The following is a 15,630-nucleotide window of genomic DNA, read 5'->3' on the forward strand; positions in this document are numbered from 1 at the left end:
TGAGACGATCAGCCAGATGATGAAATCCTCTTCACCAGTGTTGTTCTTGCAGGAATAGTTGGAAGATCTGACGCCGCTATTGTAAGAGAACCGGGCTGCTCCCGTTACAGCGCAAGCCAAGATTGCTCCCTCAAGCAAGGCCTCTCCAAAGGGGAGGGGGCGCAATGAAAGCAGGTGGCACCACGAGACGCCCCCTCGTCCTGCAAATGGACCGGGGGCGTATTGTATTAATGCACTTGGAGGTGCAAAATGTTGGACATCAATATCATTCGAGAAACACCTGAAGTAGTCCGCAAGGCGCTGCAAGACCGTCAAATGGATCCATCTCCTGTGGATGCGATCTTGCAATTGGATGAAAAACGCCGCGCCCTTCTTTCACAAGTGGAAGTGCTCAAGGCGGAACGGAATACGGTCTCAAAGGAGATCGGGCAATTAAAAGATGAAACAGCTCGAAAGTCAAAAATTGAAGCGATGCGTGGTGTCGGAGATAAGATCGCAGAATTCGACAGGCAGGTTGGTGAAGTAGAACTAGAACTGGTCGCGCTTACATCTTCCATGCCGAATATCCCCGATGTGCGTGTGCCATATGGAAAGGATGACTCTGAGAATGTGGTCATCAAGACCGTTGGTGAGCCGCGCAAATTTGAATTCACGCCGAAGCCGCACTGGGATCTTGGACCCGCGCTTGGTATTCTGGATTTTGAACGTGGTACAAAATTGACTGGCTCACGTTTCTATGTTTTGCAAAAGGCAGGCGCAAGATTGCAGCGCGCTTTGATCGCGTGGATGCTTGACCTGCATATTCGCCAGGGATATCAGGAGGAATACCTGCCATTTATGGTCAAGACAGCGGTCGTGTTTGGCGCGGGACAATTGCCAAAGTTCGCGGATAATTTATACAAAGATCATGAGGAAGATTACTACTTTGTGCCGACAGCCGAAGTTCCCCTGACGGGTCTGCACATGGATGAGATTCTTGACGAGGCTGCTCTTCCAAAATTATATACCGCATATACACCTTGCTTCCGTCGTGAAAAGATGAGTGCGGGGCGGGATGTGCGCGGAATCAAGCGCGGACATCAATTCGATAAAGTTGAAATGTACACCTATTGCAAGCCCGAAGAATCGGAAGCCCAGCATGAGAAGATGGTCAGGGATGCGGAGGAGACCTGCGAACTGCTGGGTATTCCATATCGTGTAAAACGGTTGTGCAGTGGTGATCTGGGATTTGGCGCATCCATTACGTATGATCTCGAACTTTGGGCGCCAGGCTGTGATGAATGGCTGGAAGTCTCATCGATCTCGAATGTCACCGATTTCCAGGCGCGCCGCGCGAATATCAAGTATCGTCCGGCTGATGGCGGCAAGGCAAAATTCGTTCACACTTTGAATGGCTCAGGATTGGGTATGCCGCGCACACTGATCGCGGTCATGGAAAATTATCAACAGGCTGACGGTTCGGTTATTGTGCCCGAAGTGCTCCGCCCATGGATGGGCGGGATCGATGTGATCAAGTAATTGACAACACCTGACAGGTTTCTTAAACCTGTCAGGTGTATTTAAACCACGAGGGAAATATGGCTGACCCTGAATTTTGGAAATTATATTTTGAAACACTTTTGGAAGTTTTTACCTTCCTGGCCTTGCTGACAGGTTTGTTTGGATTGCTTATACCGGTCTTTCCTGGCCTGACCGTGATGTGGATCGCGACTGTGGTCTATGCTGTCATCCAGGCAGTAAGCGGAAACATGAATTGGGCTGGCTGGCTGTTTTTTGGCATTATTACTATTTTGATGGTCGGCGGCAATATTGCGGACAATATCATCATTGCCAAGCATGTGCGTGATAAGAATGTACCCTGGAGCTCGATCATATGGGCGTTCGTGGCTGGGATCGTAGTCAGTGTGTTTTTCACCCCCATTTTTGGCATCATTGCATCCCCTCTGGGGTTATACCTTGCCGAATGGTACAGGTTAAAGGATAAGCAAACTGCTTTTGCCAATACAAAAGCATGGATGACAGGCTGGGGATGGTCAGTGGCTGCACGAGTCGGGCTTGGCGTTGTCATGATCGTCTTTTGGGGATTATGGGCCTGGTTGTAAAAATTTTCAAGGAGATGTAAATGAATGAGTTCGTAGAGGTTCTTTCGATTTTCGGTCACTTCATCAGAGCGCTTGGTTTCATAGCCCTTGGATTTGGTGTTGGGCGTTTCACGATGGATGCGTATAAGAAGGCAGTCTGGCAGGTTCAGATCGCTTTGATTTTTGGATTTTTTGGTATGTTGGTAGGCTTGACCCATTATGCCAGCGCAGGCTCAATGGGTATGTTCGCCCTCAGCACCGGTGCAGCGATGATCCTCCCGAATATGCCAAAGAAGGAAGATACAGAAAGAGAATCCAAGGAATAAAGTGTCTGGATTAGAAAAAAGGTTTGGCACATGGAAATGCCAAACCTTTTTATTTCTGGAGTACGCCAGTTTGCTGATGGGTGTATTTATTATGCTAAATTGAAACTGGATTGCTCAACATTGAAACGATCAGTTTCACCGAATTCTTGACGTCATTAAAATCCACCATTTCAGATGGGGTGTGCACATAACGACATGGGATGGAAATACAGCCGACTGGCACGCCGCCGTGAACCAATTGCATGGCGCGAGCGTCGGTTGTCCCACCTAAAAGAACTTCACGTTGATAGGGGAGTTTGGCTTTTTCAGCCGTGCGGATCATCCAATCTACGATGCGTGCATCGGACAACATCCCGCCGTCGCGGATCTTAATGGCGGGACCTTTGCCGAGCGCCACGTCAAAATCCTTCTGGCCTGGTGTATCGCCCCAGCCTGTTACATCAATTGAAAAACCCAGATCAGGATTGATCCCAAATGCGGAGGTTTGCGCGCCATGTGTGCCAACTTCCTCCTGAGTCGTGAATACAAAATAAACATCATGGGGTGTGGACTTCAAGGCACGTAATGCTTCGATCGCCACCAGGCATCCGATACGGTCATCCATGGATTTGGCGACCACACGATCACCCAGATCGAGGAATGTACGTTCGAACGCAGCAACATCGCCTGTCTTGACTGGACAAGTCTTTTTGCTGATTGCGCCAACATCAATGAACATTTTGCTCATAGGCGGGATCTCGTTGGGCGCATTCGTCGGTTCAAGCCCGATCACGCCGCTGACCCCGTTCGCGAAGCGCACGTGTCCGCCCACCAGTGTGCGTGAATAGACGCCGCCAATGCTCGTAAAACGCACAAATCCATTTTCATCCACATGCGTCACCATCACGCCGATCTCATCCATGTGCGCGGCGATCATGATCTTTCTGGCATCTTTAGATCCGATTGACGGTTTCTTGCGCACGATCAAGTTTCCAAGAGCATCCACCCGGACTTCATCTGCCAGCGCTTTGACTTCCTTGGTGATTACCTTGCGAATTTCATCTTCGTAACCTGATGGGCTGAATGTTTCTGTGAGTGTTTTTAATAATTGTTTCATCGTTTATATTCCTAGTGAAAATTTTTGGCCCGCGGCATAACTCTTGCTTTCATTTTTTGTAAAGATGTGCGCTTTTGCTTTTCCCAGCACAGTCCATTCTGTATTCATCTTCCCGACGATGGCAGTGTTCTCATCCACACCGACCATGATCTCGCCTTCCTTTAATCGACCACGCAGGGAAGATGCGAGCGGTTTGGCAAACAACGGAATGGCGTCAAAATGGGGCATGACGAATGCGATCGGCACAAGTCCAAATGCAGGCTTGGATCGCAGTCCCATGGTTCGAAAATCAGGGATTTCCCTGCCCAGGATCATTGCACCTGCCGAACAGCCGGCGTACACTGCTCCACGCGCCCATGCTTTTTGTGCCGCCTGCCAGACGAGACTATCCTTCATGGTGCGATACAGATAGGACGGGTCGCCACCTGAGAAGTAGATCAGATCCGCATCTTCCACAGCCGTTGCATGGTTCAGATCGTTGGCTGATTCCGCGTCGATCACTGGGAGAGCCTGAACGTCAGCCCCGAGGCGGGTGAAATGGTCAATGCCCATCGTAGACCAGCGATTTACGCTTGCATCGCCTTCCTGTCCAGCCGCAGTCGGCAGGCAGACAACGCGCGGCTTTCGTTCACCCGCTCCGCAGTTGGCGAGCAGGTAACGATCCACGTCATCCATAACAGGCAAATATTCTCCAGAACCTAATAAAGCGACAAGTCCATTCATCACATTACCTATTAAGAAGATCTGGGGTCATATTCTTTAATGCCATGTGTAAAAGATTTAATGTATTCTTCCAGTCACTGATGCGGGATACGCTGACGGGGGAATGGGTGTAACGGTGCGGGACCGATACCGATACGACAGGCACGCCCGCGCGTGAACGTTGGATCGCGCCCGCATTCGTTCCGCCTCCGCCGGGTTGACGGAATTGATATTGGATATTTTCCTTGATGGCCGTTTCTTCAAGGAAACGCACCAGGCGCGGGTCATCGATCGTGGATGAGTTCGCTACATAAATTGCCGGACCCTCGCCAAGTTTTGTGTTGTAAGTGATATTTTCATTGCCTTCATAGTCTGGCAGGTCGCGTGCCGGCGTGGAATCAACCGCGATGGCGAGGTCAGGTTCAAAATAATGAGCCGCGACCTTTGCTCCTCTCAAACCGACTTCTTCCTGGACGCTGAACGATAAACACAATTCTATGTTCTTTGGCGCATGTTTTAGAAGTTCGATCAGGATCGCCACTCCAATACGGTCGTCAATGGATTTGGACATGATGGACGGTCCAACGCGTTTGAATTTAGTCGCGAAAGTTGCGCGGTCACCAACTTTCGCCTTGCCTTCGGGACCCAGATCAATGCGCATGGCATCTGTGCTGATGGTATTCTTCCGTTCATCGACAGTCGTTAGGTGAATTGGTTTGGCTCCGATCACGCCGGGGATATGATCCCTGCCGACAATGACCTGCTTGCCAACAAGATGGCGCGGGTCAATTCCGCCGACGGTTTCAAAATTATAGAAACCATTCTCATCATCATTCACGATCATAAAACCGACTTCATCCATATGTGCATCGAGCAGGACTTTTAACGGTTTTTTGTGGCTGCTCGCAGTCAATCCTTTTTTTCTTACCAGCACACTTCCGAGCGCGTCCACCTTGATTTCATCTGCGTAAGGTTTAGCTTCTTCGAGAACAATACGCCGAACCTCGCCCTCGTCACCGGAGACGGACATTGCGTTACATAATTTTTCAAGCAGTTTGAATTGTGTTGCACCAAGTGAAAGCATAATAGTTGTTTACCTTTTTAATCCCACGCGATCTGGTTTATAAAATCCGCTTCAAGGGAAGCCACGAACTCTGCAAGCAATCGTCCAGCGCGCTGAATGTCTTTTAGCGCAACCAATTCCACAGGCGTGTGCATATATCTTTGCGGAATACTCAAGACCATGGTTGGGATGCCTTCGGCGGTTAACTGCATTGCGTCTGCATCTGTGGAAGAATGCTCTGGCATCGCCTCGCTCTTAACCGGGATTTCCACTTTTTCCGCCACTTCCTTGAACCGCTTATGTAAAAACGGATGAATGCTGGGACCGATCCCAAGCGTCACGCCTTTACCGATCGGGAATGCCTGGTAATCGTTCGCGCCTGTGCCTTTTCCAAAAGTCACATCCAATGCCACTGCGATGGTCGGTCTTAATTGGTTTAAGGAAGTATATGCACCCGCAAAAGTGACCTCCTCTTGAATGGATGCCAACGCCCAAACATCCCAGGCGTGTGACTTGGATTTTAGTTCCTCAAGGCAGATGGTCAGCGCCGCAATGGATGCGCGGTTATCAAGTGTATGGCCGCTTACGCATCCGCCTGACATTTCAACTGGTTCCGTGTTAAAGGAGACTCTGTCTCCGATGTGAACCCGCTTCGAGACTTCGCTCGCTGTCAGCCCTGTATCGATCATCAGATACTTTAAAGCGACCGCGCCAGAACTTTGTCCTTCTGGCAGCAAATTGGCAGGTGGCATAGCCACGACGCCATAAAGGCTTTCTCCGCTCTTCGTGGCGTGCACCATGACAGGTGTACCAGGCAGGACGCGCGAGTCCACGCCGCCTATGTTCGTAACGTAGATGAATCCATCCACGATACGTGTGACCATCAATCCGATGGCATCCATATGGGCGGCGATCAAGACCGAGGGGCGGGGCGCTTTCCCTGAAACAGATCCCTTTTTCAGTCCGTGAATGGAACCGAGCCTGCTTCGGCTGATCTCATCCACCAGCGGAGTCCATTTTTCTTCGATGAGGTTTGCTACTGGTGTTTCGTATCCAGATAAACCGGATACAGAAATTATTGATTTTAGGAAAGGAAGAATATCAGTCATAAATAGTTGACCCTGAAGTTTGATTTGGGATGTGATCTAAGGCTTATGGAGCACCCAGTGCTGTTGGCGAAGCCGTGAGTGTATTGGGCGGAACTGGAGTATACGTGAAAGTGGGCGTGTTGGAAGGGATCTCTGTTGATGTGGATGTTGGTGTAAAGGTACTGGAAGGTATTTGTGTTGGAGTATTCGTAAAAGTTGGCGTACTGGTATTGGGCAGGAAGGGTGTATTGGTTGTGGTGCCTGTGGGTGTGATCGTTGGAGTATGGGTCGGGGTGCCGCTGGGTGTGCTTGTGATGGTGCCTGTTATGATTGGCGGAGTAAAACTGGGACTTGGAGTGGAGGTGGCGCCGGTTGCGGTAAAAGTGATCGTGGGGGTGGCAGTGCTGCGGGAATCTGGAGCGAGTGATAGCGTAATGAAACCAATGCAATAACATGGAATGGTGGCAATGATGACCGCGAGGATGGTCATTCGACGGCGGGCATGTGGCGCTACATCTTCAGACATATCTCGTCGATTATAATCCAACATCATCAATAAGATATTTCCCGCGCTCGTTCGATGTTTTTAGCGATCAAAATTACACCTTCTTTTCAACAGGATATGTTCCATCATGATTCCCCGCCATCTTCGCATTTCAGGCTTTCTTTCTTATCGGGACCCGGCCGATCTTGATTTCAATTCTTTTGAACTTGCTTGTATATCGGGTCATAACGGAGCGGGTAAATCTTCTCTGCTGGATGCATTGACCTGGGTTTTGTTCGGTGAGGCCCGTGGAAAGGGGATGGATGTCATCAATTTGCATAAGGATGTCAAAGCCGCGGAAGTTGCCTTGATCTTTGAATATGAAGGGAATGTGTTTCGCGTGCAAAGAACTCTTCCGCGCGGAAAAAGCACTGTGCTTGAATTTCAGGTTCAGGACAAGGAAAATTGGAAACCCCTCACTGAAAAAACAACCCGTGATACACAAGCGCGAATCGAGCAGACTTTACGGCTGGATTATGAGACCTTTATCAATGCGTCTTTTTTTCTGCAGGGCAAAGCTGACCAGTTCACGCAGAAGAAAGCCAGCGAGCGAAAAACTGTTCTGGGGACGATCCTTGGTTTGGAAGTTTGGGATGAATTTAAGGATCGCACCGCTGAAAGAAGAAAACTCATCGAACGCGAGGTGGATGAAATAGACGGCCGCATCGCTGAGATTGACACTGAATTGTCGGAGGAAGATGTACGCAAGTCACGGCTGGCGGAACTTGAGACCACCTTGAAGCAGCTCTCATCCACCCGTGCTGTGCAGGAATCTGCGCTGGAGAATATCAGGAAGAATGCGGCATTGCTTGCGGAACAGCGCAAACATATTGACACATTGGCCGCTTCACTGGAGCGCGTGCGCTTTTCCTGCGCGGACTTGAGACCAGGCTCTCGGAAAAAGAGTCGGACCGAACTGGATACCAGATCTGATCAGCCGCGCAAAAGAGATCGAATCCGCTTATAAAGGCTGGCAAAAGGCGCGCAAGGAATTGGAAGAGCTGGATCAGGTCGCGATGAAATTTCGCGAACATGAGAAGGATCGCACTCCGCTGTTGGAACAAATTGCAACAGAAAAAGCCAGATTGGAAGAAGAACAGCGCGGTCTTTTGATTGAGCAGGAAGAGATGGGCAGTCAAAACGATTCTGTCAATATGCTCAACCTTGAAATTGAAAAATCTCAAGCGGAATTACAGGATGCAGAGGCGAAGGTCATTGAACGTGCGGACTTGGAAAACAGAAGAAATGTCGCGCGTGAAAGACAGGCATTTCTGAAAGCGGAGAACGAAGCACTCAAAGAAAGCATGAACAGCCTAAAGGAGCGGATCGAATCGCTCAAAGCCGCAGACGGCGCGACCTGTCCGTTGTGTGGTCAGGATCTGACTGATAAGCACCGTCAGTCCACTCTTGAACAGTTGGAAGAGGAAGGCAAGCAAAAAGGGGATAAGTTCCGCGCCAATAAGACCGAGAATGACGACCTCGAAAAAGAACTGGCGGATATCAGCTCAAATATTGCGAAACTTGCGAATGCGGAAAACGACCGACTGAAATATTCCAGCACCATCTCCCAGCTCACCGAACGGATCGAGACTTTGCAGCCTTGCGAAAGATTGGGAAAAATCCGGTAAAAAACGCCTTGCAGATGTAACCAAAATTCTGGAAAAAGAATCTTTTCGGCGGATGCGCGCAAACAACTGACAAAACTGGATAAGGAACTTGCAAAACTTGGCTATGACACGCTGCGCACGAAGCAGTAAGACTCACTGTAACACATGGCCGCAGCACCGAGGAGGAGTTTAATAGTCTAAAGTCAGCTCGTGAAGTGAACAAACAGATTGAAGGTGAAATTTCCAATCTCGAGTCCGAAATCGAAAATCGAAGAACCGAAATCGTCAGCCTGGACACCGATTATCAAGTCTCGCTAAAAAATCTCCAAACTGCCGAAGGGGCATCTCCCAACCTGGATATTGTGGAACGCGAACTGTATACGCTGCGTGAAGATGAAAATCGAACCCGTGATCTGGTCGGTGCCGCCCGTCAAAAAGTGGATGTATTAACTACACTTCGCGCGCGTAAAAAAGATTATGCCGTCCAACGCGAAGAACACAACCAGAGGATCGTCCGTCACAAAACATTGGAACGCGCATTCGGCAAGGATGGTGTGCCAGCTCTATTAATTGAACAGGCGCTTCCGCAGATCGAACAAAAAGCGAATGACCTGCTTGAACGATTAAGCGACGGACAAATGTCGATTCGTTTTGTAACGCAGGCTGAATACAAGGATAAGAAACGTGATGATTTGAAAGAAACGCTGGATATTCAGATCAGCGATTCATCGGGACTGCGTGATTATGAAATGTATTCGGGCGGCGAAGCTTTCCGTGTTAATTTTGCCATTCGGCTGGCGCTCTCTGAAATTCTTGCGCAGCGTAAAGGCGCGCGTTTGCAAACGCTTGTCATTGACGAAGGCTTTGGTTCGCAGGATGCGCAGGGCCGCCAGAGACTCATTGAAGCCATTAATCTTGTCAAACATGATTTTGCAAAAATACTCGTCATCACTCATCTTGATGAACTCAAGGATGCGTTCCCAAATCGCATTGAAATTGAAAAGACAGATCGGGGAAGCTCAGTTACCGTCATATAAATTTGTCGAACGTTCAAGGTCAAAAGCAGGCCTTCGACTTTCGACCTTGGACAATTTTCCATGCCTTACTTCATAACATCCACTATTCTTTTTGTCGCCGCGCTGATCATCATTTTTTGGATTCACAATCAATATCATCTCGATATTATTGTCACGCCAGCGAAACCGCCGATCAATCCTCCGTTAATTTCAATTTGTGTTCCCGCCCGCAATGAAGAAAATAATATTCGCCGATGCGCTGAGTCTGCACTTGCACAGGATTATCCCAATATTGAAGTCATCATTTTGGATGATCGCTCCACAGATGCTACTCTGTCTCAATTAAGAGAGATCGCGTCCCGTGATTCTCGCCTCATCCCGATCAGCGGATCAGACCTACCCGAAGGCTGGGCTGGAAAACCCCATGCATTATTCCAAGCCTCGGCAGCGGCACATGGTGAGTGGCTGTGCTTTGTGGATGCGGATACATTTCTGAAACCCGAAGCCATTTCCTCCGTGTATGCCAAAGCCATTGAAACAAAAGCGGACTTGTTCACCACGATGAATCAGCAGATATTAGGTTCGTTCTGGGAGAAGGTGGTTATGCCATTGGTGATGACCGCACTCTCAGTGGGCTTCTCTCCGCGCAAGGTCAATGACCCAAAGACTCGCGATGCGATCGCAAATGGTCAATTCATTTTTATCAAGCGCAGTGTCTATGATGCCATCGGCGGACATGAAAGCGTAAAGGATCAGATCGTTGAAGATAAAGCCATCTCGGAACAAGTAAAGTGGAATGGATATCATCTTGTCGTTGCGGATGGGATGCAGGTCTTAAGTACTCGAATGTACACATCCCTGGCAACCATGTGGGAAGGCTGGACGAAGAATATTTATCTTGGCTTGCGCGATCATCCATCCATGTTATTGCTGGGCGCGTTTGGCGCGTTGCTGGCTTTGATCGCGGCCTTGTTCCTGCCGATCTGGCCTGTGCTTGGTTTGCTCTTGTATATAAAAACAGGTGATGTCTTGGCATTGGGAATTATCTTGCAGGCGCTGACAGTATTTGGGGTATTGATCTTGATGCGCGCAAGAGTGGCACGCGCGATGAACATCTCGGCCTGGTATGCGTGGACAACACCTTTAGGCGCAGGCGTTTTCGCTTCCATGATGCTTACTTCAGCGTGGAAGGTGATCTCAGGGACAGGTGTGACCTGGAAGGGTAGGTTGTACAAGCCAAAGTAGAAGTCAATGCCTATTCCGGGGGAGCAGGCACGAGTGGGGAATGAAGCGCTAAAAATTCAATATCAGATAAATTCACGGTGAATTTTCCTCGTCAAAATGTGACAAAAGTCACAATAAGATTTCGAAGGTTAATTTATATTAAGCATTAGTTAATCTTATTCGAGGGTAGCCAATGTCAAAATTCCCAATCGTTCTTGCTATTACTGCCGCGATCTTTTCGCTTGGATATTTTGTGTTTGTTTCAGATGCCGCCGCCTATGGCGGGAATGCGCCTGAAACCTGTGCAAATTGCCATGTGATGGATTCGCAATACGAAAATTGGTATCATGGCGCGCACGAAAATTTCGCCAAGTGTACCGACTGTCATTTGCCGCACGATAACTTCGCGGTGTATTATGCCGAGAAGGGCAGGCAGGGCGCGAAGGATACTTTCGCTTTTGTGACGGGGAGAATTCCTGTGGCGATCCGCGCGAATGAAAAGACCAAGGGGATCATTCAAGCCAATTGTATCCACTGCCATGAAGATGCTGCTGAAACTGTTGTGATGGGCGCCCAGCCTTTTGACCGTTATTGCTGGGATTGCCATCGTGACATCGCGCATGGCACACGCGGCGCTTCAAATATTCCCTATCAAGACTCGACAATTTATCCGATCAAATAAAGGAGAATACATCAATGAAAAAATATATTAATCTTATTTTGGCAGGCCTTGTGGTCGTTCTGGCTGTTGTGCTTGTCAGCGTTCTGACTTATGTGAAGAATCAACCTGCGGAAAAACGCGCTGTACAGCCATTGGTTGAGATCGCGCCCATGGAACCTGATTCGGCAAAATGGGCTGTCAACTTCCCCAATCAATATGATTCTTTGATGAAGACCAAGACGAATAATACGGATACCACCTACGGGGGTTCTTCGCAGTTCTCATGGCTCGAACGTGATCCGCGTCAGGTGATCCTGTTTGCGGGCTACCCGTTCAGCAAGGATTACAACGATGACCGCGGTCACATCAACATGCTCGATGATGTGCGCGCCACCAAGCGTTTGAATCTGGATGACAGCGATCCCAAACATACACCCGCCACATGCTATTCCTGCAAATCATCTGATAATCCTGGTCTATGGGACAGAATGGGCATGGAAGCCTATGACAAGATGTCGTTCAATGAAATGACGCCGAACATCAATAACACTCTCGGTTGTGCCAACTGTCATGAGGCAGGCACCATGCGCCTGATCGTGACCAACCCCGCGCTCAAGGAAGCCTTTGAACGTCAGGGCAAGGATTGGACAACGTTTACCCGCCAGGAAATGCGGACCGTTGTCTGCGCGAACTGTCATGTTGAATATTATTTCAAGGGCGACGGAAAATATCTCACCTTCCCGTGGGACAACGGCACAAAGGTTGAAGAAATCCTTACCTATTACGAAGAATTGGATTCAAAGATTGGGTCTATCCTGAAACCGATACACCCATGCTCAAAGCCCAGCATCCTGAATATGAATTCTTCACCGCTGGTTCCACTCACTATAATGCGGGTGTCTCCTGCGCAGATTGTCACATGCCATACACCCGTGACGGCGCGACGAAGTATTCCTCGCATGATGTGCATAGCCCATTGCTCAACCCGGAAGAATCCTGCGGTCAATGTCACACCGATACTGAATATGTAATTGACCGTGTGAACATTATTCAAGAACAAGTCGCCACCACAAAGATCTCCACTGAGGATGCGATCATTGATGCGGTCACAGCCATCAAAGCCGCGGTCGCCGCTGGCAATGCCGACGCCGCATTGCTCGATGAAGCGCGCAAACTTCACCGCGAAGCGCAGTACATGTGGGATATTGTCTCTGCTGAAAATAGCACTGGCTTCCATAATCCCGAATATGCCTTGAAGACTTTGGCCGACGCCACCAACCGCGCGCGACAGGCGCAAATGCTCGCGGCGCAGTCCATTGGCGATACCAGCCTGCTTAATACGGGCGCGTATTATGTGACGCCGACCCCGTAAATTCATTTCATCAAGATCAACTCCCCGTCAATTGGCGGGGAGTTTTTGTTTGGAAGGCAGGGTCAACTGGGAACTTTTTGTACTCATATTTCGTTATTTTGAGCAAGGAGCTAAAATGAAAAAGTTAATTCTACTCACCCTTATTGTTATCCTCACGGCTTGTTCTGCTGCCGCGCCATCCGAACTTGACCGCAACCGCCAAACCTGGCAGGACTCTGGCGTTACCCATTATCGTTTTTCACTGCACATCGGATGCTTCTGTGTCTTCAGCGATAAAATGCCGATCACTGTTGAAGTGCAGAATGGCGAAGTTATTTCGATGACCTATCCTGATGGGACTCTGGTCGCTGAGACTGATCCAAACTATGAGCTATTCTCTCAACACGCCACGATCGAACGCCTCTTTTCTGAACTGGAAGCTGGTCTGGCGGGCGACGCAGAAGAAGTCACTGTGACATATGACTCCACCCGCGGCTTTCCCGCTGAGATATATTTTGACTATATCAAAGCCGCCGCTGATGACGAGCTCAGTCTTTCAGTATCCAATCTTGAAGTGCTGAGGTAAATCTGCTTGACCCAAAAAGAGAGCCATGAATTTTCATGGCTCTCTTTTAATTGTTGGGTTGTACCCATTGTTGAAAGATCTCTTTATCGGCAATGAGAATGCGGCGGTCTTCCATTTTGATCGCGCCGCTGCGTTCCAACTCCTTCAGCGAACGCGCCACCACTTCGCGGACAGTCCCCAACTGCGCGGCGAGTTGTTCCTGTGTCCAATGCGGCGCGGATTTGTCCTGAGGCATACTCTCGATCAAACGCGCCAGGCGATGGGTTACCTGATAGAACGCCATCTCACTTACCATGCGCACCATGCCGCGCAGCATTTGACTGTAATTTCTTATAATTTTTTGGGCGAACGCCGGGTAAAAATTGACAAGTTCCCGAAGCGTCTCGCCGTCAATTTCCCAAACGCGGCAGGTTTCCAGCGCTTCCACGTTGACGGGATGCATTCCGCCATCAAAGGCCGGTACTTCTGCAAAGGTATCGCGCTCCTGCAAAATGCGGACAATATACTGCCGTCCCTGCGGAGAGCTGCGAAATATCTTGGCGCTGCCCTGTTCCATGATGTACATCCCGTTGGCAGGGTCGCCTTCCCAGAACAAAACATCTCCACGTGGATACTCACGCATGTTCATGTGTTCTGAAATTTCCTTCAAAAGCTTGTCTGGAAGCTCGTCAAAATATTGATTTCCCCTCAATGTTTTGATGCGCTCTTCAAATTTTGTTTCAACCGTTTTCATGATGTGTTTATACTTCGCCGAGCAGTACCTGATCCGTGCCGCGATTCACTTCCCAGGGATACACGATATATCCATCCGTCACAGCGGCATAATAATCAGGGCGCGCGCTGCCAAATAGATTGCGATAGGGATTGAAGTGCAGAACGCAGGTTTCGGCGAATCCACCTGCGGCAGAAACACGATTCTTGACTGCGGTGATGGTCCGCCCCGAACCCCAAACATCATCAACGATCAAGGTCGGTCTGCCGCGCACTTTATCCTCTGCAGGGAATTGAATGAACTCCGGCCAGACCATCAGGCTCGATTTTTGGCTCTTGGATTGTGCTGGGAAATCTACCGCGGCGGTCAGGATGTGGGTAATGTTCATCGCGTCGGCCAGCATTCCGCCGGGAATGATGCCTCCGCGTGTAATCATTACCATGGCGGTAAATTCACGGTGAAATTGGGGAAGCAGATAATCAATTAACTTATCCACTTCCTGCCATGTGATCATTTCTCGGCGAGGTTCAGCAGGTTGCATGGAAATCCTTTTTTTCTGTCATTGCGAGGAGAATACTTTTCCCGACGAAGCAATCTCGTATCACGTTGGAGATTGCTTCGTCGCAAAGAGCAACAACGCTCCTCGCAATGACATTATTTTATTACGCTAAAGCCGCGGCCAATGGAGCGGGAGCACTCACCGGCACAGAACTGCCCTGTGCTTTGGCGGTTTCGACATCACGCGCCCAGATATACAGGCAGGTATGATATGCCGTGTTGGTATAGGAACTGAAAATACTCGCCACCATCACGAATGTAAAAAAGACCAAAGCGCCGATCACGATCCCAATAACTGAAATTGCCGTATTGCCGCCGGAGACAAATCCCAATCCTCCGCCGATCACAAAAGCGATCGCAAATCCGATCGCGCTGAATACAAAACTGATCAAGCCTGTCACCCAGCGCACACCGACCGTGCTGATACCGATCAACAGGAGATTCTGTTTGGTGATATTCCATACACGCTGCAGACTGTTCTTAAGATTTAGATCATCGATCACCATGGCAGGCAGGATCAAATAGGCTGCTTCTGTCCACAAAGTTTCGAGCAGACTCGTCGCCGAGCGCATCAGACCTGAAACAACGCTATTCTTGCGGTTACGCTGGGCCGCGCTCTTTAACATGTTCACAGCGGTGGATGCCGCCGCCAATGTGAGAATATCAAAGAAGTCGCGCTGGACGATCGCCCAGGCTTTGTCCATGCGGCCATCGCCTTCAGAGAGATACCCGTAGATCAGGTACACGGTCATGCCTGAAAAAACATAGGTGACCACGAATTGCGCAAAAACCAAAATGCCGCCCAGGATGAAGAGAACAAAATTCCCTGCCTGCGAGCCGCCAAAAATAAAATATGCGATCGCCAGAGGGATGATCCCGATCACTGAAACGATCATCCCAACCACGAGCGCATAGACCGAGGGCTTGAGCAGATCCTTGTCCTTGAATGCCATGCCCCAGGCTTGTTGAAGAAAAGACCAACCGCGGGAAAAACTTTCCATAATTCACACTCCTG

17 protein-coding genes and 1 pseudogene are annotated in these 15,630 nt (G+C 49.4%); 11 read left to right on the forward strand and 7 right to left on the reverse strand.

The window, feature by feature from the left end; translation table 11 throughout:
* Window positions 1–249 precede the first annotated feature (249 nt).
* From serS to IPL17_RS08765, 3 genes are read left to right on the forward strand one after another with little or no spacing between them, the layout of a single operon-like run.
* Complete coding sequence (gene serS, locus IPL17_RS08755; RefSeq protein ID WP_345306702.1) at window positions 250–1,518, forward strand: serine--tRNA ligase; 1,269 nt, start codon at window positions 250–252, stop codon at window positions 1,516–1,518.
* Window positions 1,519–1,577: 59 nt separating this feature from the next.
* A complete protein-coding gene (locus tag IPL17_RS08760) occupies window positions 1,578–2,102 on the forward strand; it encodes a DUF456 family protein (RefSeq protein WP_345306703.1) in 525 nt (174 codons plus the stop codon).
* A 20-nt stretch (window positions 2,103–2,122) separates the two neighbouring features.
* Complete coding sequence (locus IPL17_RS08765; protein ID WP_345306704.1) at window positions 2,123–2,407, forward strand: hypothetical protein; 285 nt, start codon at window positions 2,123–2,125, stop codon at window positions 2,405–2,407.
* A 94-nt stretch (window positions 2,408–2,501) separates the two neighbouring features.
* Here IPL17_RS08765 and IPL17_RS08770 read toward each other — a convergent pair whose 3' ends face one another.
* The 4 genes from IPL17_RS08770 to IPL17_RS08785 are packed head-to-tail and all read right to left on the reverse strand — an operon-like array spanning window position 2,502 to window position 6,377.
* Window positions 2,502–3,503, reverse strand: a complete 1,002-nt coding sequence (locus IPL17_RS08770) for a M42 family metallopeptidase (protein WP_345306705.1) — start codon at window positions 3,501–3,503, stop codon at window positions 2,502–2,504.
* Between the two features lie 3 nt (window positions 3,504–3,506).
* A complete protein-coding gene (locus IPL17_RS08775) occupies window positions 3,507–4,226 on the reverse strand; it encodes a Type 1 glutamine amidotransferase-like domain-containing protein (protein WP_345306706.1) in 720 nt (239 codons plus the stop codon).
* 4 nt (window positions 4,227–4,230) lie between these two features.
* Window positions 4,231–5,289, reverse strand: coding sequence for a M42 family peptidase (locus IPL17_RS08780; protein WP_345306707.1), 1,059 nt, complete (start codon window positions 5,287–5,289; stop codon window positions 4,231–4,233).
* A gap of 17 nt (window positions 5,290–5,306) precedes the next feature.
* Window positions 5,307–6,377, reverse strand: a complete 1,071-nt coding sequence (locus IPL17_RS08785; protein ID WP_345306708.1) for a M20/M25/M40 family metallo-hydrolase — start codon at window positions 6,375–6,377, stop codon at window positions 5,307–5,309.
* Window positions 6,378–6,451: 74 nt separating this feature from the next.
* Between IPL17_RS08785 and IPL17_RS08790 the strand changes: the two genes are divergently transcribed.
* The 8 genes and pseudogenes from IPL17_RS08790 (at window position 6,452) to IPL17_RS08825 (ending at window position 13,345) form a co-directional block, all read left to right on the forward strand.
* Window positions 6,452–6,808, forward strand: coding sequence for a hypothetical protein (locus IPL17_RS08790; RefSeq protein ID WP_345306709.1), 357 nt, complete (start codon window positions 6,452–6,454; stop codon window positions 6,806–6,808).
* A gap of 180 nt (window positions 6,809–6,988) precedes the next feature.
* Window positions 6,989–7,867 carry an SMC family ATPase gene (locus tag IPL17_RS08795; RefSeq protein ID WP_345306710.1) on the forward strand — a complete coding sequence of 293 codons (879 nt, stop codon included), beginning with the start codon at window positions 6,989–6,991 and terminating at the stop codon, window positions 7,865–7,867.
* A gap of 49 nt (window positions 7,868–7,916) precedes the next feature.
* Window positions 7,917–8,528: a hypothetical protein gene (locus tag IPL17_RS08800; RefSeq protein WP_345306711.1), complete on the forward strand. Its 612-nt coding sequence runs from the start codon at window positions 7,917–7,919 to the stop codon at window positions 8,526–8,528.
* 194 nt (window positions 8,529–8,722) lie between these two features.
* The gene (locus IPL17_RS08805) at window positions 8,723–9,544 is read left to right on the forward strand and encodes an SbcC/MukB-like Walker B domain-containing protein (RefSeq protein ID WP_345306712.1); all 822 of its coding nucleotides are present in this window, start codon (window positions 8,723–8,725) and stop codon (window positions 9,542–9,544) included.
* Window positions 9,545–9,604: 60 nt separating this feature from the next.
* Entirely contained in the window at window positions 9,605–10,768 is a 1,164-nt protein-coding gene (locus tag IPL17_RS08810) for a glycosyltransferase (RefSeq protein WP_345306713.1), read from the forward strand.
* 172 nt (window positions 10,769–10,940) lie between these two features.
* Window positions 10,941–11,429, forward strand: coding sequence for a cytochrome c nitrite reductase small subunit (gene nrfH / locus IPL17_RS08815; RefSeq protein ID WP_345306714.1), 489 nt, complete (start codon window positions 10,941–10,943; stop codon window positions 11,427–11,429).
* A gap of 206 nt (window positions 11,430–11,635) precedes the next feature.
* Window positions 11,636–12,780: pseudogene (locus tag IPL17_RS08820) on the forward strand (ammonia-forming cytochrome c nitrite reductase subunit c552).
* Between the two features lie 115 nt (window positions 12,781–12,895).
* Entirely contained in the window at window positions 12,896–13,345 is a 450-nt protein-coding gene (locus IPL17_RS08825) for a DUF6174 domain-containing protein (protein ID WP_345306715.1), read from the forward strand.
* A 46-nt stretch (window positions 13,346–13,391) separates the two neighbouring features.
* Here IPL17_RS08825 and IPL17_RS08830 read toward each other — a convergent pair whose 3' ends face one another.
* From IPL17_RS08830 to IPL17_RS08840, 3 genes are all read right to left on the reverse strand, one after another.
* Window positions 13,392–14,078, reverse strand: a complete 687-nt coding sequence (locus IPL17_RS08830) for a Crp/Fnr family transcriptional regulator (protein WP_345306716.1) — start codon at window positions 14,076–14,078, stop codon at window positions 13,392–13,394.
* 7 nt (window positions 14,079–14,085) lie between these two features.
* Window positions 14,086–14,598: a phosphoribosyltransferase family protein gene (locus tag IPL17_RS08835; protein WP_345306717.1), complete on the reverse strand. Its 513-nt coding sequence runs from the start codon at window positions 14,596–14,598 to the stop codon at window positions 14,086–14,088.
* 121 nt (window positions 14,599–14,719) lie between these two features.
* Window positions 14,720–15,616 carry a hypothetical protein gene (locus IPL17_RS08840; protein ID WP_345306718.1) on the reverse strand — a complete coding sequence of 299 codons (897 nt, stop codon included), beginning with the start codon at window positions 15,614–15,616 and terminating at the stop codon, window positions 14,720–14,722.
* Window positions 15,617–15,630 lie beyond the last annotated feature (14 nt).

This window comes from Candidatus Villigracilis saccharophilus, from assembly GCF_016711665.1.

Excerpts from the sequence above, each read along its gene's own strand:
- IPL17_RS08840 (WP_345306718.1), bottom strand. The coding sequence starts at position 15,616 with ATGGAAAGTTTTTCCCGCGGTTGGTCTTTTCTTCAACAAGCCTGGGGC.
- serS (WP_345306702.1), top strand. The coding sequence starts at position 250 with ATGTTGGACATCAATATCATTCGAGAAACACCTGAAGTAGTCCGCAAG.
- IPL17_RS08825 (WP_345306715.1), top strand. The coding sequence starts at position 12,896 with ATGAAAAAGTTAATTCTACTCACCCTTATTGTTATCCTCACGGCTTGT.
- IPL17_RS08810 (WP_345306713.1), top strand. The coding sequence starts at position 9,605 with ATGCCTTACTTCATAACATCCACTATTCTTTTTGTCGCCGCGCTGATC.
- IPL17_RS08765 (WP_345306704.1), top strand. The coding sequence starts at position 2,123 with ATGAATGAGTTCGTAGAGGTTCTTTCGATTTTCGGTCACTTCATCAGA.
- IPL17_RS08785 (WP_345306708.1), bottom strand. The coding sequence starts at position 6,377 with ATGACTGATATTCTTCCTTTCCTAAAATCAATAATTTCTGTATCCGGT.
- IPL17_RS08780 (WP_345306707.1), bottom strand. The coding sequence starts at position 5,289 with ATGCTTTCACTTGGTGCAACACAATTCAAACTGCTTGAAAAATTATGT.
- nrfH (WP_345306714.1), top strand. The coding sequence starts at position 10,941 with ATGTCAAAATTCCCAATCGTTCTTGCTATTACTGCCGCGATCTTTTCG.
- IPL17_RS08835 (WP_345306717.1), bottom strand. The coding sequence starts at position 14,598 with ATGCAACCTGCTGAACCTCGCCGAGAAATGATCACATGGCAGGAAGTG.
- IPL17_RS08830 (WP_345306716.1), bottom strand. The coding sequence starts at position 14,078 with ATGAAAACGGTTGAAACAAAATTTGAAGAGCGCATCAAAACATTGAGG.
- IPL17_RS08795 (WP_345306710.1), top strand. The coding sequence starts at position 6,989 with ATGATTCCCCGCCATCTTCGCATTTCAGGCTTTCTTTCTTATCGGGAC.
- IPL17_RS08760 (WP_345306703.1), top strand. The coding sequence starts at position 1,578 with ATGGCTGACCCTGAATTTTGGAAATTATATTTTGAAACACTTTTGGAA.
- IPL17_RS08800 (WP_345306711.1), top strand. The coding sequence starts at position 7,917 with ATGAAATTTCGCGAACATGAGAAGGATCGCACTCCGCTGTTGGAACAA.
- IPL17_RS08770 (WP_345306705.1), bottom strand. The coding sequence starts at position 3,503 with ATGAAACAATTATTAAAAACACTCACAGAAACATTCAGCCCATCAGGT.
- IPL17_RS08775 (WP_345306706.1), bottom strand. The coding sequence starts at position 4,226 with ATGAATGGACTTGTCGCTTTATTAGGTTCTGGAGAATATTTGCCTGTT.